A 25770-nucleotide genomic window follows, 5' to 3' on the forward strand; every position below is an offset into this window, starting at 1 on the left:
GTTCTCTTTAGCTATTTGCTACTGCGTGCGGCGCGGTTGACTTTCCTGGCCGCCGCTCGCAGCTGATTGCAAAAAGCCTGCACGACTCGCGCCGATTCGGCGCCTTTGCGCGTGATGATCTGAAAGTCCAGATGTGTCACATAGTGCTCGGGATCGATGCGCGCCAGTAGTCCACTGTCGACCCAAGGCTGCGCATAGTGAGGCGGCAGAAAGCCCACATAGTTGCCCGACAGGATGAGCATCGCGCGGCCTTCGACGTTGTCGACCGAGGCCGCGGCCTGTGCCATGTGCAGCAGCTTGAGCTCCTGGCTGCCGAGGTAAGCACGCGCAGCGAGGCGTTGTTTGCCAATTACCGACAGCGGGACACGGCCGCCCGCCCGCTCGTATAACGAGTGGGTCGATGCGCAGTAGAGCCCCTGCTCCTCTCTATAAAGTGGCAAGTAGTCGAGACCGGGAATCTGCGCGGGGAATGGCCCCACGGCCAGATGCAGGCGCCCGTCCAGCACGTGCTGCTCCATGCTGCCAGGTGTGTCGATCTGCACATGCAGACGGACGTCGGGCGCCATCTGGCCGAACTCCCGGATCGCTGTCGGCAGCGGCGAGTATTTGTCGGTCAACGTTGCTTCGATCATGCCGAAGCGCAAAACACCGGAAAGCTGATTGCGCAACGTACCTGCTTCCATCTGAAACGTATCGACCGCACCGAGCAGACGCTGTGCGGCGGCGTGCAGCTCCGCCCCTTCGTCTGTAAGCCGGAAACCCGCGCGTCCGCGCTCACACAGTCGTAGTCCGAGGCGTGTCTCCAGCTGCGACATGTATTCGCTGATGCTCGATGCGCCAATGTTGAGAATAGGTTGCGCTGCTGCGAAGCCGCCGCAACGGACGATGGTTTCGAAGATCCGCAACAGCTTGAGATCTGTGTCCTGAACTTGCATCGTGCGGTCCCTCGGTTACTTCGGAAATTACCGAAATGTGTTTCATCAATGGTGCATTTTATTGGGGAATTTGGCTACACAGAATTGTTGTCAACTGCCTGCGGAGGCAGGGCGACTTGATACTTACCGATGTGAGGAGAGCGCGATGAAAAAATTGAACGCAGGTGCATGGTTGACGGCAGTCGCTTTGGGCATGGTGTCGGCGCACGCGGCGACGGAGGAGCAGGTGGTGAAAATCGGCTTGACGGGACCCCTGACCGGCCCGCAGGCCGCCATTGGCAAGGACGACGAAAACGGTGTCAGGATGGCGATCGAGCGTCTGAATGCCCAGGGGCTAGTGATCGGCGGCCGGAAGACCCGCTTCGAACTGGTCTCGCAAGATGATGCCGCCGATCCGCGTACCGGTATGACAGTGGCGCAGCGCCTCGTCGACGACAACGTGAAGGTCATCTTTGGGCCTTTCAATTCGGGCGTCGCGATTCCGATTTCAAGCCTGGTGAATGTCGCGGGAATCGTGATGGCGACCGTCGCTTCGAACCCGTCGATCACGCAACACGGCTATCCGTTCGTGTTTCGCATCTCCGCCAGCGACACGCAGCTTGGCAGCCGCATGGGCGAATTTGCGGCCCGGAAGTTGAAGATCAAGCGGATCGCGGTGATCGACGACCGGACAGCATACGGCCAGGGTCTCGCCGACGAATTTATCGAGGCAGCCAAAGCCAACGGCATCGAGATTGTGGATCGCGAATACACGACCGACAAAGCGACCGATTTCGTCTCGATTCTCACACACATCAAAGGCGCGAACGCGGAAGGCATTTTCTACGGCGGCTATTACGCGCAAGCCGGGGCGCTGCGCAAACAGATGAAACGCCTCGCGATGAACGGTTACCTGCTTGGCGGCGATGCCATGTGCAATGCCGAACTGGCGAAAGTCGGCGGAGACACGGTCGATGCCGGCGTGTATTGTCCGCAAGGTGGTCCCGTTCTCGAGCAGACGCAGGAAGGGCGGCAGTTCAAGGCGGATTACAAGCAGCGCTTCCATACGGACCCATTGACCTACAGCGCTGCGTTATACGACGGCATGAACATCGTCGCGCGGGCCATGCAGAAGGCCAATGCCATCGAGCCGGCACAGTATCGTGCGGCACTCGCCGGCATCGATTTTCAAGGGGTTTCAGGGCACTATCGATTTGACCAGAACCGCGATCTGAAGGACTCGCCAATCACCATTTATACCTATCGAAACGGTGAGCCGACGCCGCTGGCATCTTCACAGCCCTAGATCGAAGCGGGCGCTTCGCAATCCCTACGTCGCGTTCGCTGCCTGCTGGGCCAGACGGTAGCTTTCCATCAAGTCCGTCATGAATACCTGCAGGATGGTAGGGGGCACGGCGGCCCGCTTCGTGATTGCGCAGAATGGCCATCGGCTGCCGAACTGGTCGGGGCAAATATGATGCATCTCGTCGCGCCCGACCCATCGGGCAGCGTAATGGATCGGCAGAAATCCGATGTACGCGCCCGATAGAATCAGGATGGCCTGCGCCTCGATGTTGTCCACGGTCGCTGCGGCTTTACTGACGCTGAGCATTCGCAGGTCGTGCTGCTGCAGATAGCCGCGCGCGACCACGCGGCTGGACGCGATGGCCTGTTTGAGTGAGGCATCGTCGGGTGGGAGGCCAGCGAGCACGTGATGCTTCCCGCAATACAGACCGTCCGGTTCGCTATAGAGGTCGGTGTAGGTGAGGCCTGGTACGTGCAGCGGAAAATGCCCGACTGCGATGTGCAAACGGCCATCGAGCACGCGCTCCTCCAGTTCGGCAGGCATGCCCACATAGACATCCAGATGCACGTCGTGCCCCCTCGATACGAACGCCTGCAGTGCCTGCGGCAACGGTGAAGCCGAGTCGGTCACTGTGTTGTCGATGATGCCGAGGTACAGCCTGCCTGAGACGTTCTTCTTCAGTGCATCCGTGTCCACACAGAAATTTTCCACCGCCAGTTGCAACCGCTGCGCGGCCTCGTAAGTCGCCAGTCCATGTTCGGTTAGACGAAAGCCGCCGCGCCCCCTCTCACAAAGCTTGAGGCCCAGACGCGTTTCGAGCGTCGTCATCTGTTCGCTGATGGTCGACTGGCTGACGTTCAGGGTTGCCTGGGCGGCGGAAAAGCCGCCGCATCGCACCACTGTCATGAAGACCCTTAACAGCTTGAGGTCCACGTCCTGCAACTGGATCACCGTCGTCGCTCCGTTACTAACGCATGCTTCGGAATTTCCGATATGAATATCTGATCCACGTGATTTTTTCACGCGACCGTGTCGCTCATAGTCTCTCAAAAGGCCGCGCTGCCACAAGCCACGTTTATATCGATGTTTGCCGATGGCCCGCCAGAGGCCGTGCAGCAGTTAATCCGTAACACAGGAGACAATGATGGATAAAGTCGTACAAAATTATCTGGAGACGTTCGGGATCTGCGAAGCGACGCAACGGTTTCTCACCACGCCGCAGAAGATGTTCATCGGCGGTGCCTGGGTTTCACAAGGCGACCGCGAGTCATGCGCGGTACACGAACCGTCCACCGGGGGTGTGATCACACAGATTCCGCTGGCGACGACCGCCGATCTGGATCGCGCGATCGAAGCTGCTCGCAAACAATTCGACGGGGGACCGTGGCGAAAGCTCAAGCCTCTTGAGCGTGAACGACTGCTCCATCGCCTCGCCGATCTGATCGAAGCGAATGCAACGGAGTTGGCCGAGATCGAATCGATCGATGTGGGCAAGTCAGTCGCCAATGCGCGTGACGTCGACGTGCAGGGCACGATCGACACCTTCCGTTATTTTGCAGGCTGGGCGTCAAAGCTCCATGGCCGCACGGTAGAACCTTCCCTGCCTGGCAATTATGTTGCCTACACGTGCAAGGAACCGATTGGTGTCATCGGCGTCATCGTCCCCTGGAACTTCCCGCTGCAAACGATGGCGTGGAAGGTGGCGGCCGCGCTCGCCGCGGGTTGCACAACCGTCATCAAGCCGGCCGAGCTCACGTCGCTGTCGACGCTTCGCTTCGCGGAGCTGGTGCAAGAGGCGGGGATTCCAGACGGCGTCGTCAACGTCATCACGGGGCGAGGGCGCGACATTGGGGCGGCGATGGCTGCCCATCCGGGTATCGACAAGATCACGTTCACGGGTTCCACCGAAGTGGGCCGCACGGTCGGGCACGCGGCCGTGGGTGGCATCAAACGCATCACGCTCGAACTGGGCGGCAAATCGCCGGTGCTGGTGCTGGAAGACGCCGACATCGAGGCGGCTGCCCAAGCCGTAGCAAACGGCATCTTCTTCAATTCCGGACAGGTGTGCGATGCGGGAACACGGGTGTACATCCAGCGCGGCATTCACGACAAGTTTGTTGATGCGTTGATCGAACACACGCGTCAGATGAAGATCGCGCCCGGCCTCGATCGCGATTGCTTCATCAGCCCGCTGGTTTCCGCGCTTCAGAAGGATCGTGTCGAATCGTATATTGAAGCTGGGCGGCGCGAAGGCGCGGAAGTGGCGTACGGTGGCCATTTACTGGATCGGCCAGGCTATTTCGTTCAGCCGACGATCTTTGCGAATTGCCGCAATGACATGAAGATTGTCCGCGAAGAAATCTTCGGTCCCGTGCTGGTGACCGCACCCTTCGACGATGTCAGCGACGCGTTGTCGCTCGCGAATGACTCGCCATACGGTCTTGCCGCCGCGATTTACTCAAACGACCTGAACCGCGTACATAGACTGATTCCAGAGCTGCGTGCCGGCACGGTCTATGTCAACGCACACAGCACCATCGACCCGTCGATGCCATTCGGTGGATTCAAGGAATCCGGCTTTGGCAAAGACCTCGGCCCCGAACAACTCGATCATCTGATGGAGAGCAAAGCGGTCTGGATCACGTTGCACTGAGCCGTCAATCCGCCGGCGCCCAATCGAACGTAGTCCAGCGAGCGGGTGTCCGGGCGTGGCATGCATGACCGGTCTATTCTCATTCCATCAACCTCTCACTCGAGTCAGGGGTACATGATGCAAGCAGCAGACGATACAGTGAAAGGCACCGTAGCGGGAGTCGAGCACGGCGCCATCGAAGGCCATTCTATCGACTTTATTCCGGATAACGAACGAACCGACAGGCTATCCAGACAAGGGCCGTTCTGGTTTCTGGGTAATTTCACTTTCTTTACCATGACCATTGGCTTTGTGGGCCCCAGCATTGGACTGAGCGCGCTGTGGACAACCATAGCCGGCACGCTGGGCATCATGTTCGGCACCTTGTTCATGGCTTTTCACGGATCACAAGGTCCCCACCTTGGCCTGCCGCAGATGATCCAGTCTAGAGCGCAGTTCGGCTATCGCGGGGTCATCGTTGTGCTGTTGGCTACGCTATTTGTGTTTGCCGGATTCAACATCGTCAACCTCGTGCTGATGATGCAAGGCCTCAAGGCACTGTTCAACTGGGACCCCGTCAAGGTGGCGCTGGCTGTGACGCTGCCCGCTTCGATTCTGGCGATTCTCGGTCACGACTGGATGCACCGGAGTTTCAAATGGGCGTTGTATCTGTCGCTGCCCCTTTATGGACTCGTCACGGTAGCCGTGCTGATGCATTGGGTGCATGACGTGCCGCTCCCCGCTGTCGCGCCGGGAGCCACGCCACCGCCGCCGCTGGGCTTCGGCTGGATCGCTTTTATCGCACAGTTCGCAGCGGCCGCCAGCTACAACATCGCCTACGCACCGTATGTATCCGACTATTCGCGCTATCTGCCGAAGAACACGCCGAGCGGCAAACTTATTGCGGCTGTGTTCCTTGGCGCATCGCTGTCGGGGGCGTGGATGATCGCGATTGGCGGCTGGCTGGCGGACCATCTGCAGGCGACCGACGTGCTAGTCGCGTTGAATCAGGTGGGTAACGACCTCGCACCGGGAATGGGCAGCGTTGTGGTTGGCGTCACGATCCTGGCCTTTCTACCCGTCATCGCGATGAACATATATAGCGCAAAACTGACGGCTATCACCGCAGTCGATTCATTCCGGAAACTCCAGCCCACCCTCAGGACTCGCATTCTCGCGATTATCTTCGTGGTGATCCTTCAGCTCGGTGTGGCTCTTAGCATCTATACGTCGGGGAAAGGTCTTTCCGTCCTGAATATTTACCTGGTCGTCATGCTGTATTTTCTGGTGCCGTGGACGGCTGTCAATCTGACGGACTACTTTTTCGTCCGCAAGGGTCGCTACGCCATCCCACACTTCTTCCTGCCTCATAACAACCTGTACGGGACATGGGGCTCGCGCGGTCTGACTGCTTACGCGATCGGATTCGCTTCGATGATCCCGTTCTTCTGCGTGCTCGACGGCGCTAACGAGGTGTATGTCGGGCCGCTTGCCCGCGCGATGGGCAGCGTCGATCTGGCCTGGCTGGTCGGTCTGTTGGTATCCGGCCTCGCGTACTACGCACTATCACGCTCGCTCGATCTGAAACACGAAGAGTCTGTTATCGCCTCCGTCGAGAAGACATCACCGCAGTACACCACCGGCGACAAAAGTCGCTACTGAACCATAGACGACCCCATCAAGATTCAGGAAGCAGGCAAATATCATGGCTACCGAGCAATTCGATTACATCATTGTTGGCGCTGGATCGGCCGGGTGTGTATTGGCCAACCGGCTCACCGAGGACCCGGCGGTCCGCGTTCTGGTGCTGGAATACGGCGGAAGCGATCGCAGTGTCATCATTCAGATGCCGAGCGCGTTTTCCATGCCGATGAACACTTCGAAGTACAACTGGCGCTATCAGACCGCCCCCGAAGCTCATCTGAATGGCCGCCAATTGCATTGCCCGCGCGGCAAGGTGCTGGGCGGATCGTCGTCGATCAACGGCCTCGTTTATATTCGCGGCCACGCTTACGACTTCGACGAATGGGAGGAATTGGGTGCGCGAGGCTGGGGCTATCGCAACTGTTTGCCGTATTTCAGGCGCGCTGAGAGCTACAAGTTCGGTGGCGACGATTACCGGGGCGCAGCCGGACCACTGTCCACGAACAATGGCAACAACATGGCGAATCCGCTGTACGGCGCGTGGATCGAGGCAGGCGCAGAGGCCGGATACATCAAGACGGAAGACTGCAACGGTCATATGCAGGAGGGCTTTGGCGCAATGCATATGACTGTCAAAGACGGTGTGCGCTGGTCTACTGCTAATGCATATTTGCGCCCGGCAATGAAGCGGCCCAATCTGTCCGTGGTGACGAATGCGATGACCCGCCGCGTGATTCTCGAAGGCAAGCGCGCGGTTGGGGTTGAGTACGATCAGGGCGGAAGGACGCACGTTGCGCGATGCCGTGCTGAAGTACTGATCGCCTCGGGTCCGATCGGTTCGCCTCACCTGCTGCAACGCTCCGGAATAGGGCCCGCCGAGGTGCTGCGCAAGGCTGGGATCCAGGTAAAGCATCATTTGCCCGGCGTCGGCGAAAATCTGCAGGATCATGCGGAAATTTATATTCAGTATGCCTGCAAGGAGCCCGTCACCCTCAACGCGAAAATGGACCCGTTCAGCAAATTCATGATCGGGCTGCGGTGGCTCTTGTTCAAGGATGGACTTGGGGCAAGCAACCATTTCGAGGCGGGTGGATTCATCCGTTCGAAAGCGGGATTGCGCTGGCCTGACATTCAGTTCCATTTCTTGCCCGCTGCCATGCGCTACGACGGCGACAAGCCGTTCAAGGGACACGGGTTCATGATATTGACCGGACCGAACAAGCCGAAGAGCCGGGGCTACGTCAGGGCGATGTCGGCGGATCCCTATACGCATCCGCAACTCCGCTTCAACTATCTGGATAACGAAGAGGATCGCGAGGGCTTTCGACGCTGCGTCCGGTTGACGAGAGAAATCATCGGGCAGCCGGCGATGGACCGGTTTCGCGATGCCGAACTCGCGCCCGGCCCGCACGTGCAAACAGATGAGCAGATCGATGCGTTTGTCAGGGCGAACCTGGAAAGCACGATGCATCCGTGTGGTTCGTGCCGCATGGGGGAGGATGACATGGCTGTGGTCGATTCCGAGTTGCGGGTGCGTGGCATGGAGGGCTTACGAGTCATCGATTCATCCGTATTCCCGACCGAGCCCAATGGCAATCTGAATGCACCGACGATCATGCTCGCCGAGCGTGCGTCCGATCTGCTTCGCGGGGTCCCGATGTTGCCCGCGTCCGACGCAGATGTGGGCCTGGCCGACGGGTGGGAGACACGGCAACGTACGCATGCGCCGACACGAAATCTGTTTGTCGAGTAGCTTGGTTGCGGGCTCGGAGAAAGGGATGATGCAACCCCCATGACCGAAGAACGTTAGCGAGTGCGCGGCGGGCGACTGTCGCATGCTATACGGACTTCGGTCATTCGTCTTGCCATGTTGAGGGACGGCAATGGGGCGATCTCATCCGACATCGATGTTCCGCGTTTACGCGGTGTATAGCGTGATCAGAAAGATTGCGAACCGATAGCCTGGAACGATGAAGCCAGCCGCCAGCGCCATAGCTGCCGCCTTGGCGAGCCGCGTGATGCCGCGAGAGCCGAACACGGGTTTCAAGGCAAGAAACACATAGCCGCCACAGAGGCCAAGATTGACGATCGAAAGAAGGTTGTCGACGACGGGTGAAGCGAGGCCGAGGCCGCCTAGATGCAACTCGATGGCTGCGACCGCCAGCGCGAGCGAGAACAGCAACAGCAGGAACGTATAGAGATGGAGTGAGAAATAGACAAAGGTAACGAATGGCTTGCGCGCGCGGAGGAAGGTCACCCACAACACCAGAGTGAACGGAACCACCATGAGAATGATGAGTGACTTGGCATTGATCACCGCCGCACGGTCGAAAGTGGACGTGTACTGGGGCAGGTCGGTCCGTAGTGTCGCAACGCGTTCGGCCACCAGCGACCGCGCGAGTGGACTCCAATCCTGATGATAAAGATGGGACACCAGAGTCGAGCCGAAGATCTGGGTGTCGGTCAGCGACTGCATCGCGAAGAAAAACGCGTTTGCGATAAGAAACAGTTGGAACGGTGGGACATAAGGCATGCGCTTTCCATTCAGATGCGCGACCGTCAACTCGCCTGGATGACGTAGCAACACCCAGAACGTGCGAAGCACGCGTCCGTCGATGCTCGTCGCCGCGTGCAGGACCTTTGCTCCGATACCGCGCAGCGTAAGGTCGGGCGGCCGAATTGGGCTCTCGCCGCACATCGGGCAGAAAGGCGTGGTGACGTGAATTGCACACGTCGGACATATCCAGGGTTCGGTCGCAGGCATGATTTCCTCCGTTGGACCGCTTGTGTCTATCGCGCTGTGTTATCGAAGCAGTTTGCGCCTTTCGAGACACCCGCGCCGTTTTGTGACGCGCTCCAGAGCGAGACGGTGAACGGCTCCGCCGAAGGCCGGCATGCGGTATGCAAATGCGTAGCAAAGTGATGACGCTCCTGCTCCGAAAGCTGCCGCGCGCCCGATCGGGCGCCCACCGGTTCGAGCGGCCTATAATCTCTCGTATGCACGTCCTCTCGCCATCGTGTGGAGCGATCCATACGACATCTGGCGGCAGGGTGACGGCACGAGCGGCGCCATTGCCGCCGCGGAAGCTGGTAACAGGCGAATAGCGCAGAACAGGAACGTAAGCACGTTCAGACGCGTGAGCGGAGGTGGCGCCCGATTTCGGTCGTTGTGACCTGGCCGCTCGCGACAACCTTGCTGCAGAGAAACCCAATGAAGAAAGGAAAGACGAAACTTACGCGCCATGATGCCGAGCGCCTTTTCGAAGGACTGCCTGCCGGGAGCGTGAAAACATCGAGTCGGCCTGAGAACCCATTCGAAGCAGGGGCGTTCGACGTGGTCGAGCGCGTGGACGAGGAGTCCAAACTCTGGAAAGACAACCTCATTTCACTTCCGATGGCGATAGAGTTGCCTGCCGGCTACGAGTCGATATCTCGCATGCGCGAGTCGATGGTGAAAGCGTGGCGCGTGAAGTGGGTGAGGGAAGGTAAGAGCGAGGTTGTCACCGACTTTCCCGAAGGATGGACGGCCGTTCGCCCGAAAAGCGGCCCCATCGAGTTGCGAGATCCGTCCGGCGTGGTGCGCGCCTTATACGGGTGGGCCGAGGATGCCGAGCTCAGGATTCTGCCGCGGTATCTGGTCGAGTCACAGACGAACAGTTCGAGCGGATTAGGCAGCTTGATTGTCCGTGATCGCATGAACGGTCAAATTCTTGAGCGGTCGTCGATCTGGTCTGCCCAGACTGGTACCAACCATCCCGATTGGACCAGGCTGTCGGTATGGCTCAAGACACACTATCCACAGCATCACGACCCGCTTCGGTACTGGGAAGATTGCGAGCGCAACGTCAAGGACTGAGCTGGTTTGTGGGGCATGGTTCTCGTGTCTGCCGCGCCCTGTTTAGCGGAGGCAAAAGCAGGGGGGCGTGATGATGCGGGCTTCGGAGTGTATGAACAGACATCACTGCAATGGTAAACATTGACCACGATGCCGCTTCGATATTTGGAGTCATCGGTTCGGTTATATCGCTCCTGGCGGCCATTCCCTACGGGCTCGCGATTCTCAGGCGCGCCGTTCGTCCCCATCTTTTCACGTGGCTAATCTGGTCGATCGTCACGACCATCGCGGCTGCTGGTCAATTTGTTGCGGGTGCAGGCCCTTCCGCGTGGTGTACGGCGGCGATCGCCGTAACATGTATTCTGATTTTCGTGGCGAGCTTCTACCGAGGTGAGAAAAGTTGGACAAGATCCGACTGGATGTTTCTCGGCGCGGCTCTGCTAGCCATACCTCTTTGGATGCTGACTGAAGAGCCGACCCTTTCGATCTGTCTGGTGACGCTCATCGAACTTGCGGGCCTCGGTCCGACGATCCGCAAGACTGTTCGCGATCCTTGGGGCGAAAGCCTCCCATATTTCGTTTTGTGCGTTGTCAAATACGCTCTTGCATTACTGGCCTTGAGACAATGGACGGTGGCAGTCGCTTTTTATCCCGTTGTGAACATCCTGGCGTCAGTCGGGATCTGCTTGCTGATGGTTGTTCAGCGTTATCGCCTCCGTTCTGGTAGCGCCTTCGATTAAACGAACCGGAATTGGTGTGAGAGACGCACCAACGCGGCGCCCCGGAGGATCATCGGGACACGAAACGAAAGGAGAGAACTCAATGCCGAGCCTTGAGCGAGCGCGACGGGCCACGTTTATCGACTTTATCTGGCGTGTGGTGCTTCGCCTCGGATATCGATGCGCTCTCGTCTGGTGGCACCTTCGACGGCCCCCTCATGAGGGCGCGCTAGTAGCCATCTACGTCGGGCAGGCACTGCTGCTTGTGAAGGCCTCGTACCGGGCCGAGTGGAATTTTCCCGGCGGTAGTCTCCAGCCAGGTGAGACGCCTGATGCGGCGGCGCGGCGCGAAATGGAGGAGGAGATTGGCCTGTCCTCGCACGCATTACGCCCCGCGGGCAGCGTCTGCGGCAGTTGGGAGGGGCGAAGAGACCGGGTGCATTTCTTCGAACTGCACCTCGATCGCATGCCCGAGTTGCGGCTCGATAATCGGGAGATCGTCGCGGCGCATCTGGCATCGCCGGAGGAATTGCACGGCATCGCGCTGACAGGGGCGGTCGTTGCATATCTCGGCGGAAATCTCGGCTGTTAGTACACTGGCGTGACCAGACGCTTCTGGTCCTTCGCGGGCTCATGGACTTGCCGACTCACGCGCTTGTTCCGCCTGCTCTCTTCAGAGACTCAATCGGAAAAGGGAATGTCATGGCAAAGAATGAAGTTGTCTGGGGAATCCTGGGCGCCGCGAAGATCAACGACAAGGTTGTCGTGCCCATGCACAACGCGTCGAAGTGTCGGGTGAAGGGCATCGCGTCGCGATCTCCGGAGAAGGCTCGGGAAGCTGCAACCAGATATGGTTTGAGTGTCGCATACGACAGCTACGAGGCGCTCCTGGCGGACCCGGAAATCGACGCGGTATATATTCCGCTGCCCAATCACATCCACGTGGAATGGACGATCAAATCCGTCGAGGCTGGCAAGCACGTCTTGTGTGAGAAGCCGATGGGACTGGACGCGCAGCAGGTTGAACGACTCATCGCTGCACGCGACAAGAGCGGCCGATACATACAGGAAGCCTTCATGGTTCGCACGCATCCGCAATGGTTGAAGGTGCGAACCTTGATCGACGAAGGTGCGATCGGCGAATTGCGGGCGGTGACGGGCGGCTTCACCTATAACAACACGAACCCTGACAATATCCGCAACCAGAGCGGAATGGGCGGCGGCGGTCTGCTCGATATTGGTTGTTATCCCATCACAACGTCGCGTTTCGTTACCGGGTCTGAGCCAAAGCGCGTGGTTGCCCTGATGGAGCAGGATCCGGTATTCGACGTGGACCGGCTTGGCTCCGTGCTGATGGACTTCGACGGTGTGCAGGCGAGTTTCTTCTACTCGACTCAGGCCCACCCGTATCAGCGGATGCAATTTCACGGGACCAAGGGGCGTATCGAGGTCGAGATTCCATTCAATGCACCAAACGATCGTCCGACGCGTCTGTTAGTGAGTGAAAACACAAGCGCCGGTGTCGGGACTGATCGCTGGCTGGAAATTCCGGTGTGCGATCAATATGGCGTCGCGGCCGCCACGTTCGCGGAGGCGATATTGAGTGGAACTCCGCAGGCTATTCCGCTAGACGATGCGCGCGCAAATATGCGAGTGATCGACGCCGTGTTCCGCTCGGCGCGATCGGGCGCGTGGGAGAGAATTCTGGAAAGTTGACGTGACGTCGATTGTGGACATCAAGCACTCGTGCGCTTCACAAAGATCAACTCTCGATCGCCTTCGTCGAGGTTGTCGATATAGCCGCTCTCTACAAATCCGCACTGCGACAGAAGTGCGCGCATCGGTGTATTGGACTCATTTGTCGATGTGAATAGTTTGGGCCCCCGGCACTGAGTCTCCAGTTCGCGCAGAATCGCGATACCGATTCCTCGGCGTCGCGATTCTTCTCCAACCACGATCAGTGAAACAAAATCGTGTTCGAAGAAATTTTGATTCAACACACCGTATCCAACGGGTGATGCGCCATCGCCAGGTTCGGTTGCAAGCCAACATTGCGTGGCGATAGCTGCATTTTCGATGTACGCCCGCCGCTGGAGGGAACGCTGCGCGATCGAATCCAATTCGATCAATGCGGCGATGTCTGCGCTCATGGCGGCTCGAATATTCACTCGAACGGTTTTCATGGTGTAGTGGGATGACAGATATGGCGAGCGTAGCATCGGTTTCGGGGCCAGTACTCACGATTCGGGTCGGTTGATGCCGAGTGCATCGGGCTTGGCGTTGCAGTGCGGAAAAAGACCAGCGGCACAGTGATTGCTCAATTCATGGTCGAGCAGACGGCGATCGTCTGCGTCGATATTCCAGTTCAATCAAGGAGGAACGGATCATGAACAAGGCAACCAGCGCATTAATCGCGGCCGTCGCGGCGCTCGCGCTGTCGGGCGGCGCTTATGCACAGACGGCTGGCGGCACGGCCGGTGGCGGTTCGTCGAGCCATGGCAGCACGTCCAGCCCGGCAACGAACCAGATGAACGACTCAACGAGCGGTTACGGCACGCCTGGCGCCACCAACTCGGACAGCGGCATGAGCGCCGGGTCGCCCAACTCGGGCATGCAGCAGCAGGGTCCGAACAATAGCTCGACACCCGCTCCCAAGACCAACAACACGCTGGCGACCCCGACCACAAAGTCGCCGGCCAGCAATTAAGCATCACATCGCGGCGCAAGTGAGCGCGAGCGAATAAGCGCTTGAATCGCGTAACTGTGACGGTCGCCATGGTTTCGCGTAGCTGACAGGCGCCGGTTACTACGACCGACCTACACGGTTCATTGTGGGCCATGAGCGCCACGTGCGGCTACTCGCCGTGGCGCGTAACTCGTTGAGCCCACTTGCCTCTGAAGACCTCTGGAAGCGCTGATGTCTGTGGATTCACACCTCTATCCCGTTTTCTCGAAGTCGGGCACACAATTCGACGTGTCGATCCCGAGCCAGCTTGATCAGACGGCTTTGCGCCATTGGCGTCGACAGGATATGCCGATGCTGGACACCGGGCTTCGTCCACGACGAGACAGGATTGCTGATCCATTTGTTCAACGCCTCGCGCAGGTTTTCATCGCGGTCGTCGGAAGGCGTCTCGAGTTCCGCAATGAGCGCGATGCATGCAACACTATCCCATTGATCCCTCGAGCAGACTGCTAACGCAGCGTGGCGATCGCGGCGCCGAACTATCATCGTCCGGATGTGTTCCAGGGAAACGAACGCTCCACGCATGCACAGGCGAACTCCGACCTTTCGGACCTTTCTCGCCGGATCGAGAAGCGCGTGTGCCGCAATCTCGTCTTTAAGCGAAGTTGAAACTCTACCCTGCAGCAAGTAGGCATGTGCCCGAATTGGAGAGCGCGTATCGCGAGCGAACTTGGCCAGCATCGCGACGGCGTTCGGCGCGCGGAGTTCGGCGAGAAGTGACAAGCCTGCGCGAATTTGTGCGACTGTCAGCGCTTCGGCATCCAGCAGCGCGCTGCAGCGTCCGACAACATCTCGTCCGTTTACCGTCAGCAACCGGGCCGCAGCGGACCGAAGGCTACCTTGCGAATCAAATAGGGTGTGCCATACGAATGGCTCGTTATCGGAATTCAGCGTATCGGCTACCGCGAGCTTGAATGCCGCATATCGAACTGATCCAAATGGCGATGCTGCGGCAATAGTGATGCTTGAGCCTCGCTCCTGAGCCGGCAGGTGGTCGAGCAGAGCCACTGCGCGCTTTGCAAGCACGATGTCACCAGAAAGCAAGCCGCGCTTTACAATTTCCGAACCTGACAGCAATTGATGATCTATCGCCGCAAAATACGCCGCGCGCCGCAGGTGAAAGTCAGTCCCGGTTATTGCCTGGACGATAGCCTCAGTTCCACCCGCTTGCACCAATCGCTGCTCAAAATCGAAAAGCCATGATCGATGATCCGTGCGCGTGGCCGACAGGAGGTCGCGGAGTCGTGGAAGTATCGATACGAAACACTCGGCGGGAATTGTTGCCAGAAGCGTGACCAAGGCTCTTTTTGCAGTATCTCGGACCTCGGGCACCCAATCGTTCAGGCGCTCGGTTATCGATGCCACAAATGTACTGCTGCCAAGTTCGACAGCCCGCCCAATAGCCGCTTCCCTGACGTAGCCCGAATAGTGCGACATGCTTAGTGCAACGAATTCGCTGTCTACGGTTGTGGAGACAATGTCGATCGCCGTACGCAATGGCATTGATTCGCCCGGCCTGAGATACACCGTTTGCGCTGGGAGGGTCGAAGGCGGCCTTGTTCCGAAAATTTTCGCAAGGAGATTCATTGTTCTTTTTCTGAGGTCGGTCGGCTACTGGGCAGGCAATGATACAGCGTGATGATGACCGAACAGGTAGCGATGGCTACGCCTCAAGCCGACGTCGAGGTTAAAACCCGTGGGCCGGCCGCCACTCGCCCGCGTGCGCTCGCAGACGCTCAAACGGCCGAACCACAGCAGGCAGCGGACATCCACTCGGCATCCATCGCGTTGGGTCATCGGCCATTTTCGCTTGTGTTCGTCACCACCCTGGCTAGAGTGAAAAGTACCGTAGGTGCCTGCTTGAGGGCAGTCGACCGAAGGGCGCGCAAGTCGCGCCAACCAGGAGATAACATGAAACGCTTCATTGCGAGGCCCGGAATGAGCCTTACCCCGCCGCTGACGCGGGGCACCGCGGCAGGCGCGGTTCTGCTGGCGTTCTCCGTCTTGTTCACGTCAGCATATGCTCAGCCCGTTACCACGGGTCCACTCAGCATCACCGGGTCGGCCGTCGTCCGCGGGCCGTTGACCGTCGATGGCCCGCTGACAGTGGCCGGTGACATCTACGCCCGCGGGCCGATCACGGCCGGCTGGATTGAACGGATTCCGCCCAACGATCCCGCCGTACGCAGGCGCCACGGAGAAAACATGTTCAATGGCCCGCTCACTGTACACGGCCCGCTGATCGTACACGGCGATCTGGAAGTGGATGGCCCGATCACCGTCGGCGGCCCCGCCGGTGCTGTCGGGCGCGTGGATGCCGAGGGGCCGATTACCGAGCGCCGCTGAATGTGCGTCGGGCGAGATGTCTGGAGGTCAGGCGTGATCGCGGCGCTTGCGACGCTCAATCCGGTAAATCGATCACATAGAAACGCAGCGGGCCACCATCGATTTCAACCTCTTTCTTTTCAGGCGCGACGTTGTCCCATCCTCTGACGGTCTCCTCGGCCTTCACGGTTGCATCTTTGGCTTTGTCGAACTTGTATACGGTCATCGGCTGGGTTCCCATCCCGGTTACTTTCTTGAAAACTCCGCTGAAATCCGGGTTGGCAGAGGCGTGAATCGTAAAACCCCCCACTTTGGTCGCGCAGTTTGAAGCGTTGTTCGGCACCTCGGCTGAAGCAATGACGTGCAAGTCCAGATCGGCGGCTTGCATATGTTCTTTCAGCATCCCCAGGCTGTGGTCGAGGCACACCTCGAAGCCGACCTTTAGCTTGCCTATCGCCGTAAAGCCGTCTTCCCTTCCGGGCACATAGATGCCTTTCTCTGAATCCTCGAAATAGTCGCCCATGTTGGATTTCTTTCCGTAACTGAAAATCCTTTGACGGTCGAAGAACACATAGGTCCGATTGTTGATGAGGAGCGAATGCTTCATACCCCCCGACCCCGAGATGATCTTGTTCTTTTCAAAGAGGCTCAGTTCTTCCAGGCTTTGCTCGTAGTGGGCTTTCGACGCGCTCGTCGTCTTGTCCGAGGCTTCATATGTCATGTAAGGTTTGATCGGGATGTTCCTCGACTTCACCCCTGCAACGGCCGTTCGCACGGGGCTAATCGCCTGCTGCACGCTTTTGATCGCCTCGGCGACCGTTTCACTTGTGATGCGTTCCTTGAAGACAATCGTGCCGGGAATCAGGAGCATGCCGGGGCAAATGCTTGCCATCGACTTGATCTTCTCGAGAATCCAGTCGCGCCTGAGTGTCGTCATGGCGGTCGTACCGGTGTTGTCTTTGCGAGGCTGCGTGAACAGAAACTCGGGCGCAACAAAGATGCTTGAGAGTAGGCCGTCGGCGGTTTTTGAACCTAGCGTGGCTGCCATCTCCTTAGTTGCAGAAACGGCCTTCCCCAGAGGGATCAGCGTCTCGTAAGAAAAATTCCGCTTTGCGTGCGTGTCTCGCGACCACAATCCCACCAGGACTTTGCCCATCACTTTGGCCCTAACTTAAGCGTCCGTTATTTCCGGGATCACCGCATGCCACGGAGACCCGTCGCCTGAGCATGCAACTTCAACGTGCGCGCCGCTCCGGCCAATCTGGACGGGGATGCGCCAACAAGCCCAAATACGTTATAGGGGAGCGCCTACTGCGCGGCAAGGACGGTCGCAAACGCCTATCGTCCGTCATCAGCGGCGGTGGTATTCCCAGCCCCTGTGCCAGCCGCCGCCCTGCCCATTGCCATAGCCGACGGGTGGCGCTCTATACACGACTGGCGGAGGATTGGACCGATAGACATAGGTACCCGGCGCCCCATAGGCACCCGGTGGTGCATAGTGTGATTGGTAGACTACCGGCGGTGGTGGCGCAGGAATCGGCATGTAATAGCCACCCGCATTGGCTTGAGCCAAAGCTGCGGCGGGTGCGCAGACGGCCGCAGCGATTGCCAGCAGTGAGATTGCGTGCTTCATGATGTGACTCCCCTCGGTTCGCCAATTCGCCCCGACTGTGAGATCGCCGTTTGAAGCATAGTCGCTCGCGACTCACCAGCAATGAAACCGTCCGCGCTCATCTGTAACGGTCGGTAACGCGCTTGTGTCCTCGTCGGCAAGCAAGACAGGTAAGCCAGACGGGAGGCCTTCAATGACCGCGACGGTCATGGTCAGCCAAGGTCGGTCATGCGTGGCTTCGGCCAGGCACTTTGCATCGTTGTTAGCCGTTTAATGGTTCCGGATGTCAAGCGATCGTGAGCGGCGGTGAGGGTCGATTTAAGCCCGTTGCAAGAATTCGGCGCTCGAAACGATTCATCAGGCCGGACCGGGCGACGCAACTGCAGACTCGGGTCCCAATTACTGGTCACCCCGAAAATCGAAATTCACCCTTGCGAATAATGCGCTTAATTATTAGCGGCAGCGTTCCTAAACTTGTTGTCGGCTGCCACGGGCTCGGCCTCATTGGCTGGCGCATGAAGTGATTGAGGCATACAGGGCACCGTGCATCTAAACGAAGTGCGGATCATCTGCGAGGGTCATAGTGGACGTAGATCCTTCCAAGTACTGGCTTATACGTCTCGTTGATAGCGCTGAGCGGAGATCTGCAGTCGGCACCACGTGTGCCACTGCAAACGATCGCGTGAGATCGGTCGCCACAAGCCGTGGCATACGACGAACGCCATGGAGAAATACCAATGGACCATTGCGTCTAATTTTCAGTCCCATCAGGAGGAACAGATCATGAACAAGACAAGCAGCACTTTGCTCGCGGCCGTCGCCGCACTCACGCTGTCGGGCGGCGCTTATGCGCAGAGCAACAACACGCTGGCGACCCCGAGCACCGTGTCGCCAGCCGCCAAGACAACGAGCGACTATGGCACACCTGGCGGCACCAACTCGGACAGCGGCACGGGCACCCGTTCGCCGAACTCGAGCGCGCAGAGCACGAACAGTAGTTCGACGCCCGCCACTAGCGCTTACGGGGTCAACAACACGCTGGCGACTCCGAGCACCGCTTCGCCCGTTAAATAGCAGCAGTCAAGACCGACAACCCGGCGTAGCCAAACGCAAAGCTGACAGACGCTTCAATTGCGCAGAGCGCGATTGTCAGTGTGGCTACGCCGTCGCTATGTGCGGTTCGTTCTCCATACGACCAGGAAGAACGGACTGAACACCTGTTCGAGCGCCTCAGCGGGAATGCCAGGACCTCGATCGCGGACCAGCAGCGTTACGGCTGTCGGGTCGCAGGTCAATTCCAGATCGGCGCTTCCTCCCCATTTCACGGCGTTGTCGACGAGGTTCATGCATGCGCGTCGCAACGAGCAATCCCGAAACCGTTCAACAGGCGGGATGGGGCTTGGCCTGACTTCAGCGTTGGCCGTAATACGCGCCTATGGAGGCGATATCAAGCTTGCCAACCGGCAGGGCGATGGTCTGGAAGTGTGCGTGACACTCCCAGTAGCCTCGATGATTTCGGGAAATCGTCAAGCCTCAAAAACGTAGGTATGGGCGATTAGGAGATGCATTGCGTACGGTCGATTTGTCAGATAGCTCGGCGTTGCGAGGTCTGTGAACGCTTTCCGTTTCCCGTCAGATCTTATTTGAAGCGAGGCAGGCACTGTCCATCAAGCTTGCCTGACGGGTTCATCGTGCCGAGAGCATGTCTGGCAGGATCGTCGCGGTCTCCCCAGTCCGCGCGGATCGCGCCGCGGCCTCCGCACAGGCGAGTGCCGCGATGCCATCTTCAAGCGTGACGGGCATAGCGGAGTCGTCTTTGACTGCCTGGACAAAGGCGGCCCATTCCGCTTCATAAGCCCGCATGTACCGCTCCAGAAAGAAGTACACCGGCTTCGCAGTTAGCGTGCCTTCGCTCGTGATTTTTTCGACGGTATTTTCGAGGACATTCCTGGCAGACAACAGACCCTGCGAACCCAGCAGCTCAATGCGCTGATCGTATCCATATCCTGCGCGGCGAGAGTTTTTAATGACGGCAATGCGCCCGTCTTTCCAGGTCAGCGTGACCACGGCCGTATCCACATCGCCGGCCGCGCCGATTTCCGGATCCACGAGCGATGAGCCTGCCGCCATGACTTTCGTCGGCGCTCCACCCATCATCCAGCAGGCGATATCGAAATCGTGAATCATCATGTCGCGGAATACTCCGCCTGATCCTTTGAGATAGGAAATGGGCGGCGGAGCCGGATCGAAAGACGTGATGGACAGCAGTTCGGCCTTGCCAATTTCTCCAGCGTCGAGCGCATGCTTGAGCGCCGAGAAATTCGGATCGAAACGGCGATTGAAGCCGATCATGACGCGCTTGCCTGTATTCGCGACCTTGACCTCGCATTGGAGCGCGCGCTCCAGCGAGAGGTCGACGGGTTTCTCACACAGGACCCACTTGCCCGCGGCCGTGGCTCGCTCGATGAGGTCAGAATGGGTGTCCGTCGATGTCGCGATGAGCACGGCGTCGATCGCGGAATCGCCAAGGATAGCGTCGACAGAACGCGCCTCTGCGCCATATCGACTGGCAAGCGTGTGTGCCGCATCGGCGACGACGTCGGACACCGCGACGAGCTTGCAGTCGCGATTCGCAAAGATGGACTTGGCATGCACCTGGCCGATCCGGCCGGCGCCCAGGAGGGCAACGTTTAGCATTTAAGATCGTTCCATTCAAGGAAGGTTAGCGATGGGCCATCATGTTTCGAGAGGGCCGGTTTCACGGCAATTTACTTCGCACAGTCAGATCGAGAAGGCGTCCCGGAACCGTTGCAATGCAAGCTCATCGTCGCCACTGGCCCATGCCTCCATCGCGACCGTGCCTCGGTATCCGGCTTGTGACAGTGCCCGAGCAATTGCCGGGTAATTGATTTCTCCCGTGCCCGGCTCGCAACGTCCCGGAACATCGGCGACCTGGATTTCACCAATGAAGGGCAATGCACTTCGGACGAGTTCGATGAGATTGCCCTCGCCAATCTGCGCGTGATAAAGATCGAGGTTGAGGCGCAGATGCGGACTGTCGACTGCCTTCACGAGAGCAAGCGTGTCGGCGGCGTTGGCGAACGGTACGCCCGGATGATCGACGGCCGTGTTGAGGTTCTCAAGGCAGAACACCACTTCTGCGCGGCGCCCGAGTTCCGCCATGCGAGTCAGCGTGCGCGCGGCGGCGAGCCACATCGGTCCCGTCACAGATGAAGTCGGCTTCACGGGCAATCCTTGACTATCTAATCCCGTACCATGCAGATTCAAACGAGGACAGCGCAGGCGCCTCGCTGCCTCGATGGATTGCTCAGCCGTTTCGACTAGCCGCTGAGCCCCGCTTTCCGTAATCAGGTCGCCTTCGATGTATCCCGTCATCGAAGAGAACGTTGCGCCTGTCTGCTGTAATTCGGCAAGATCATGTCGGGTCCAGTCCCAGATCTCCACATGGAACCCGAGTTCGGCAATCTTTCTCACGCGCTGAGCGAACGGGAGATCGCGAAAAACCATTTCCGCGCATACGGCCAGTTGAAACATGGTGACCCTCTCAATGATTGGCGCTGTGAACCGGGACCTATGCGTGAAACGCCGGCCCGCACGGCATTGGTGTATTCAACGGTACTGTCCTGCGTATTTGTCGACGAGACCGACGTTCTCTTGCGTGACGAAGCCGGGTCCCGTATCGATACCGCTCGCCTGGAAGCGCGGCGTGAGTCCATAGGTGCGGATACGTTGCTGAAATTTCGGATTGGCTTGCAGGGTGGCGATTGCCTTCTGGATATCGTGCGTGTGCTCCTGCTTCATCAGCGCGAGCAACGCAATGGGGATGTACCCCTGAAGGTAAGGTTGCTGGTCGATCGCGAATTTCACCGCGCCCGCCTTGATCCCTTTATCGACTTCCGACGTCATGTCGAACGTGGCGAACCAGATCTTGCCGGTGAGGCCAAGCTTCTGAATGGCGCGCATCGCGGGCACCGCCGATGTCGGGCCGAGTGCCAACACCGCCTGCGTGTCCGGCTGCTTGTGCAGCGCTGCAAATACCTTGTTCTCGACCTCGATGGGATCATTCCCGGAGTCGAGCGTCGAGGTCTTGAAGTCGGCGCCGATTGCTTCCGCGAAGCCACGGCAGCGCTCGAATGAATCGGGATTGGTCGCGTTGTTGTTGACGCACAGGAAGCGCTTGATACCGGCAGCTTTCGCGCGTTCCCCAGCCTCCTTTCCCGCGAGATATTCCGGCTGGCCCACGTGCAGCAGCCCGCCTAGTTGCTGGTTCTGTTTCGCGGTGCCGGAGTTGAACGTGACGACGGGTATGCCTTTCGCGACGATCGTCTTCACGGGGCCACGCACGACATCGAAGTCGGCGATCGTGGTGGCGACGCCGTCGTAGTTGCGCGCGGCCGCCTGGTCGAGCAGATGAACCATGTCAGCGAGATCGCCGTTCGGCGGGTTGCGATAGTCGACCGAAACGTCGAAATCCTTTCCGGCATCGGCAATACCATTCTTGACCACGTTCCAGAACGGGTCCGCATCGGGCGCGTGGGACACGACGACAAACCTCGCGCCCGCCGCCAGTGCGCTAGCACTGAATGCCAACGCCGCGAACGCGGCGATCAGCTTTGCTGTTCGTTTCATGCTCGTCTCCTGTTTCGATTCGTCCATCGCCGGTTGGGGTTTCGGTCTGTGATGAATCGTAGGGCAGGAGCAGCACGCGAACGCCGCAATAAAATAGCCAAAATGGTTATTGTCATGTTTATCATTGGCTTACGAACCCTCTTCCGGACGGAGACACGCTATGCATGCCCATGACCGGCTCGCGGCCATCGCCGTGCTCGACCGGGCGGGAGAGATATTGCGCAGTGAACTCGGCGATGAGGCGCAGGCCGTCTGGCCCGTTCTGTCAGCGCTCTTGCAGAGCCATCTGCAAGATCAGCCGGTGAGCATCACCACACTTGCCGATCTGTCCGGACTGCCGCGGACCAGCGCGCGCCGGATCATATTTGCCTTGAAAGCGAAAGGCTGGCTCGAGTTTCGCGCGACATCGGGCCTGGGTAGCCGGGCGACCATCGTCCCGTCTACATGGTTGCTCGATCGCCTGGACAGAATCACCGAGCAGACGGTGCAGATGATCGTTGGCGCGACGGCTGATGGCACGCTTGATCGCTTTGACGCCGTCAACCTCAGTCGCGCAGGTGATGCTGGCGTTGCATGGCCGCATCCTGCGAGTGCCGGGTTCAACGAAATCGTGGAGTTGACGCTCGTCGCTTATGAAGACCCTGTATTCGAGATCCTCAAGCGCAACCGGCCGGATATCGAACGCTTCGTCGGTCATCGCGTGCGGATACTGACGTTTCCGCAGGTCGACTATCGCGCCAGGCTCGATCAGGTACTCAAGGACGAATCCGCGCGGGATGAAACGAAGCCCTTGCTCATCGCGATTCCGTTCCCTTGGCTCGCGGAATTGTCGAGGGACGGACATCTGCTTGAACTCGAGAACCTGCAGGCCGAAAGCAATTTTTCGGGAGCGGATTTCTACGAGGCTATTTGGGCGGCAAGCTGGTTCGACAGAAAGCTATACGCCATTCCGTTGCAGCCCACCGTGGACTTTCTATGGTACAGGCAGGACTTGCTGGAGGCGGAAGGACTCGACCCGCCTCGCAGTTTCGACGATGTGCTTCGTATCGCAGAGCGGATGCATCGGCCGCGCCTCGGGCGTGCGGGCATTACGTGGAGTGCAGCGCCGGGTTTGCCGATCGCGGAAACGTTCCTGCAAATTCTCGGCGCGCAAGGCGCAGCAGAATTCGATGATGGCGTCCTGCAGGTCGATACGGAGATGGGGCGACACGTCATTGAATACCTCCGCGCGCTGGTTCCATTTTCTCCTTCTCGTGTGAGCAGTCTGGACTGGGCGCGCAATGCGCGGCTGTTCGGTGCGGGGAAGGCGGCTATGTGCTACCACTGGTCGAACCGCTACGGCGTGCTCGATAGTCACGCGTTGTTGCAACAGGGCGGGCGCGTGGGACTGCAGCTTCATCCGACTTACGCATCGGACATGGTGCCCCTGTCGCCGCTCGGCGGTGCATTGCTCGCGATTCCGGCGAGCAATCCGGAACCTGCTGCGAGGTGGGCATGGCGGGCCATCGAGACGCTGACGTCGTCCGAGCTCACGAAATATTTCGTGCTACACGGTGCTGCGGGAAGTGCCCGCCATAGCGTTGCGGAAGACCGTTACGTCAAGCAACGCAACCGCGTCATTGCAATCATCGATCGACTCGCGAATGACCGGCAGATCCAGACAATCCCGTCGCCGGCTCTCGCGAACTACCGTGATATGACGCAAACCTTGAGCGACCATCTCGAACTTCTTTTGTTCGACGGCGTTCAGGACATACGCAAAGGACTTGGGGCGCTTCAGCGCGCGCTGGCGAGCGGACGCAGGCGGGGGCGATAGGGGGCAGGAGCGTCTTAGGGAAGCCTGCAAAGCCGGTCGGGACACTGTCACGTATGCTTCAAGCTATAGTCACTATGCTCGACAAGCCGTCTGTAACAGCGTCAAATTGCACATGAAACGGCTTTCAATTCCACCCGGTCGACAAGGACCGGCGGCCCTCATCGCGCACTCGACTCTCAACGACAACATGAAAAAGATCATCGTGAACGCCGGCCCGTTCCGCTTCGTCGGCCGGCTGGAAGAAGAAAAGGCACCGCGCACCTGCCAGCGGTTCATTGAATTGCTGCCGTTCAGGAACAAAGTGATTCATTCCCGCTGGAGCGGCGAAGCCGTATGGATCCCGCTGGGCGACTTCGATACCGGCCTCGCGTTTGAAAATCACACCAGCCACGCATCACGCGGCGATATCCTTCTGTATCCCGGCGGATTCAGCGAAACTGAATTCCTGTTCGTCTACGGCAGCTCGATCTTTGCGAGCAAAATGGGCCAGCTTGCCGGCAACCACTTCTTTACGTTGCTCGAAGGCCATGAGCATCTTGAGGCGTTCGGCAAACTCGTGCTGTGGGAAGGTGCGCAGGACATCGAGTTTTCTCTGGCGGACAACTAGCGGTTCATCGATGAAGCCGTGAGCGCCTCCCATGACGATCGACTGTGGTCCGGCAGGGAGGCTGCGTTAATAAGAAATGGCCTGATCGTCTGTCGACGATCAGGCCGGTCCATGCTGATGGCAGATCGCGCGCGGCGTGCTACAGCCGAAGAAGCTCATAGCAGGCCGGTGTAGTCGGCTGGCTTACTGACCGCCAAAGTAGATCTGGCGCATCTCGTCTCCGGACGCCGGATGGGTCGTTGCCCGAGATCCGGACGAGGACGAGACAGAAGCGGTTCCTCCATATCCAGTCGTGCTGTTGGCTGCCGACACACGCGCTTCAGCAGCTTGAATATCTGCAGGGTAATTGGGGTTCTCGCCTTTCGCGGGATCATAACCTGCCTGTTCCAATTGCTGCAGTTCTGCACGTACCTGCGCTCGCGTTGCAGTGGCATCGGTCTGCGAGAAGGCGGCGATCGGCATTGCCAACGCTGAGGCTGCCGCGAATGTGAAAACGAACGATTTCATGATCAGCTCCTTCTGGTCGTCGGCATCCTGCGAAGGAATGTGATCCCGCGAAGCCACCGACGCTCAATCTGGCAAAACTCTGGACTATGCACGCGCATACGAATGTCACCGTACGCCCTATGCACACGGCCGATGAACACATCGACACCAACAAGACGATTGATACAGCCTGCAACGCAATATCTGCGGCAGGCGTGTGATGAAAAGCATGGTGTCAATTCAGTGCCCTGGCCGCACGTATAACGGCACAAGGCGACGATACTCACCGATCTGAGGCTTTCATTGCCTTTCGCCTTCGAAAGGCGCAGCGCGGCTAGATGCAATGAGCCAATCAGCGAAAAACGGCGTGCAACTAACCGTCAGCCACTTCTCCATTTTCACTTAGCTTTCGCCAGAAAGCGGCTTATAGAAGCAGGCGCAGGTCCGCACGCGTCATCCAGAAGTCGACGCGTTTTCC

Annotated in this window: 25 protein-coding genes; 14 read left to right on the top strand and 11 right to left on the bottom strand. The window is 58.8% G+C overall.

Translation table 11 applies throughout. The features are described 5' to 3' along the window. Nucleotides 1–11: 11 nt before the first annotated feature. The gene (locus C2L65_RS30255) at nt 12–935 is read right to left on the bottom strand and encodes a LysR family transcriptional regulator (protein WP_042309483.1); all 924 of its coding nucleotides are present in this window, start codon (nt 933–935) and stop codon (nt 12–14) included. Nucleotides 936–1080: 145 nt separating this feature from the next. Here C2L65_RS30255 and C2L65_RS30260 point away from each other — a divergent pair, with 145 nt between their 5' ends. Beyond that, nucleotides 1081–2220: a branched-chain amino acid ABC transporter substrate-binding protein gene (locus tag C2L65_RS30260; RefSeq protein WP_042309481.1), complete on the top strand. Its 1140-nt coding sequence runs from the start codon at nt 1081–1083 to the stop codon at nt 2218–2220. A 24-nt stretch (nt 2221–2244) separates the two neighbouring features. Here the strand turns inward: C2L65_RS30260 and C2L65_RS30265 are convergent, their stop codons facing one another. Further along, complete coding sequence (locus tag C2L65_RS30265) at nt 2245–3171, bottom strand: LysR family transcriptional regulator (RefSeq protein ID WP_042309479.1); 927 nt, start codon at nt 3169–3171, stop codon at nt 2245–2247. Between the two features lie 193 nt (nt 3172–3364). Between C2L65_RS30265 and C2L65_RS30270 the strand changes: the two genes are divergently transcribed. The 3 genes from C2L65_RS30270 to betA all read left to right on the top strand — a co-directional run bounded on the left by C2L65_RS30270 (nt 3365) and on the right by betA (nt 8249). After that, nucleotides 3365–4873: an aldehyde dehydrogenase family protein gene (locus tag C2L65_RS30270; protein ID WP_042309478.1), complete on the top strand. Its 1509-nt coding sequence runs from the start codon at nt 3365–3367 to the stop codon at nt 4871–4873. Between the two features lie 114 nt (nt 4874–4987). Beyond that, on the top strand, nt 4988–6514 hold the full coding sequence (locus C2L65_RS30275; protein ID WP_081921065.1) for a purine-cytosine permease family protein: 1527 nt from the start codon (nt 4988–4990) through the stop codon (nt 6512–6514). Nucleotides 6515–6557: 43 nt separating this feature from the next. Beyond that, the gene (gene betA / locus C2L65_RS30280; protein ID WP_042309476.1) at nt 6558–8249 is read left to right on the top strand and encodes a choline dehydrogenase; all 1692 of its coding nucleotides are present in this window, start codon (nt 6558–6560) and stop codon (nt 8247–8249) included. A gap of 165 nt (nt 8250–8414) precedes the next feature. Here the strand turns inward: betA and C2L65_RS30285 are convergent, their stop codons facing one another. Continuing rightward, complete coding sequence (locus tag C2L65_RS30285) at nt 8415–9260, bottom strand: DUF3667 domain-containing protein (RefSeq protein ID WP_042309474.1); 846 nt, start codon at nt 9258–9260, stop codon at nt 8415–8417. Nucleotides 9261–9707: 447 nt separating this feature from the next. Between C2L65_RS30285 and C2L65_RS30290 the strand changes: the two genes are divergently transcribed. The 4 genes from C2L65_RS30290 to C2L65_RS30305 all read left to right on the top strand — a co-directional run bounded on the left by C2L65_RS30290 (nt 9708) and on the right by C2L65_RS30305 (nt 12766). Beyond that, nucleotides 9708–10352: a hypothetical protein gene (locus C2L65_RS30290; protein WP_042309582.1), complete on the top strand. Its 645-nt coding sequence runs from the start codon at nt 9708–9710 to the stop codon at nt 10350–10352. A gap of 110 nt (nt 10353–10462) precedes the next feature. Continuing rightward, complete coding sequence (locus C2L65_RS30295) at nt 10463–11071, top strand: hypothetical protein (RefSeq protein WP_042309473.1); 609 nt, start codon at nt 10463–10465, stop codon at nt 11069–11071. Nucleotides 11072–11153: 82 nt separating this feature from the next. Further along, nucleotides 11154–11642 (top strand): NUDIX domain-containing protein, encoded by a 489-nt coding sequence (locus C2L65_RS30300; protein ID WP_042309471.1) that lies wholly within the window; start codon nt 11154–11156, stop codon nt 11640–11642. A gap of 110 nt (nt 11643–11752) precedes the next feature. Then, on the top strand, nt 11753–12766 hold the full coding sequence (locus tag C2L65_RS30305; RefSeq protein WP_042309468.1) for a Gfo/Idh/MocA family protein: 1014 nt from the start codon (nt 11753–11755) through the stop codon (nt 12764–12766). A gap of 20 nt (nt 12767–12786) precedes the next feature. On the opposite strand, the gene C2L65_RS30310 is transcribed toward C2L65_RS30305, so the two are convergent. Then, nucleotides 12787–13200 (bottom strand): GNAT family N-acetyltransferase, encoded by a 414-nt coding sequence (locus C2L65_RS30310; protein WP_233446676.1) that lies wholly within the window; start codon nt 13198–13200, stop codon nt 12787–12789. Nucleotides 13201–13436: 236 nt separating this feature from the next. Here C2L65_RS30310 and C2L65_RS30315 point away from each other — a divergent pair, with 236 nt between their 5' ends. Next, nucleotides 13437–13757, top strand: coding sequence for a hypothetical protein (locus C2L65_RS30315; RefSeq protein ID WP_042309465.1), 321 nt, complete (start codon nt 13437–13439; stop codon nt 13755–13757). Between the two features lie 222 nt (nt 13758–13979). On the opposite strand, the gene C2L65_RS30320 is transcribed toward C2L65_RS30315, so the two are convergent. Then, nucleotides 13980–15383 carry a hypothetical protein gene (locus tag C2L65_RS30320; RefSeq protein WP_042309463.1) on the bottom strand — a complete coding sequence of 468 codons (1404 nt, stop codon included), beginning with the start codon at nt 15381–15383 and terminating at the stop codon, nt 13980–13982. Between the two features lie 324 nt (nt 15384–15707). Here C2L65_RS30320 and C2L65_RS30325 point away from each other — a divergent pair, with 324 nt between their 5' ends. After that, complete coding sequence (locus C2L65_RS30325) at nt 15708–16142, top strand: hypothetical protein (RefSeq protein ID WP_042309462.1); 435 nt, start codon at nt 15708–15710, stop codon at nt 16140–16142. A 55-nt stretch (nt 16143–16197) separates the two neighbouring features. Here C2L65_RS30325 and C2L65_RS30330 read toward each other — a convergent pair whose 3' ends face one another. Next, a complete protein-coding gene (locus C2L65_RS30330) occupies nt 16198–17277 on the bottom strand; it encodes a hypothetical protein (protein ID WP_042309461.1) in 1080 nt (359 codons plus the stop codon). Between the two features lie 1239 nt (nt 17278–18516). On the opposite strand from C2L65_RS30330, the gene C2L65_RS30335 reads away from it, so the two are divergent. Then, the gene (locus C2L65_RS30335) at nt 18517–18807 is read left to right on the top strand and encodes a hypothetical protein (RefSeq protein WP_042309460.1); all 291 of its coding nucleotides are present in this window, start codon (nt 18517–18519) and stop codon (nt 18805–18807) included. Nucleotides 18808–18902: 95 nt separating this feature from the next. Here the strand turns inward: C2L65_RS30335 and C2L65_RS30340 are convergent, their stop codons facing one another. Next, complete coding sequence (locus C2L65_RS30340) at nt 18903–19094, bottom strand: sensor histidine kinase (protein ID WP_255221894.1); 192 nt, start codon at nt 19092–19094, stop codon at nt 18903–18905. 31 nt (nt 19095–19125) lie between these two features. Here C2L65_RS30340 and C2L65_RS47315 point away from each other — a divergent pair, with 31 nt between their 5' ends. Continuing rightward, entirely contained in the window at nt 19126–19278 is a 153-nt protein-coding gene (locus tag C2L65_RS47315) for a hypothetical protein (RefSeq protein ID WP_427910215.1), read from the top strand. A gap of 141 nt (nt 19279–19419) precedes the next feature. On the opposite strand, the gene iolG is transcribed toward C2L65_RS47315, so the two are convergent. The 3 genes from iolG to C2L65_RS30355 form a co-directional block, all read right to left on the bottom strand. Continuing rightward, nucleotides 19420–20430, bottom strand: a complete 1011-nt coding sequence (gene iolG, locus C2L65_RS30345) for an inositol 2-dehydrogenase (protein ID WP_042309458.1) — start codon at nt 20428–20430, stop codon at nt 19420–19422. A gap of 84 nt (nt 20431–20514) precedes the next feature. Continuing rightward, nucleotides 20515–21261: a TIM barrel protein gene (locus C2L65_RS30350; RefSeq protein WP_233446677.1), complete on the bottom strand. Its 747-nt coding sequence runs from the start codon at nt 21259–21261 to the stop codon at nt 20515–20517. Nucleotides 21262–21363: 102 nt separating this feature from the next. Further along, on the bottom strand, nt 21364–22383 hold the full coding sequence (locus C2L65_RS30355) for a sugar ABC transporter substrate-binding protein (RefSeq protein WP_042309580.1): 1020 nt from the start codon (nt 22381–22383) through the stop codon (nt 21364–21366). A gap of 160 nt (nt 22384–22543) precedes the next feature. Here C2L65_RS30355 and C2L65_RS30360 point away from each other — a divergent pair, with 160 nt between their 5' ends. Then, entirely contained in the window at nt 22544–24199 is a 1656-nt protein-coding gene (locus tag C2L65_RS30360) for an extracellular solute-binding protein (RefSeq protein WP_042309455.1), read from the top strand. A 187-nt stretch (nt 24200–24386) separates the two neighbouring features. Next, nucleotides 24387–24806 (top strand): DUF3830 family protein, encoded by a 420-nt coding sequence (locus C2L65_RS30365; RefSeq protein WP_042309452.1) that lies wholly within the window; start codon nt 24387–24389, stop codon nt 24804–24806. Between the two features lie 183 nt (nt 24807–24989). Here the strand turns inward: C2L65_RS30365 and C2L65_RS30370 are convergent, their stop codons facing one another. Further along, nucleotides 24990–25313 (bottom strand): DUF4148 domain-containing protein, encoded by a 324-nt coding sequence (locus C2L65_RS30370; RefSeq protein ID WP_081921067.1) that lies wholly within the window; start codon nt 25311–25313, stop codon nt 24990–24992. Between the last annotated feature and the right edge of the window lie 457 nt (nt 25314–25770).

The organism is Paraburkholderia terrae (assembly GCF_002902925.1).
Taxonomy (GTDB): Bacteria; Pseudomonadota; Gammaproteobacteria; order Burkholderiales; family Burkholderiaceae; genus Paraburkholderia; species Paraburkholderia terrae.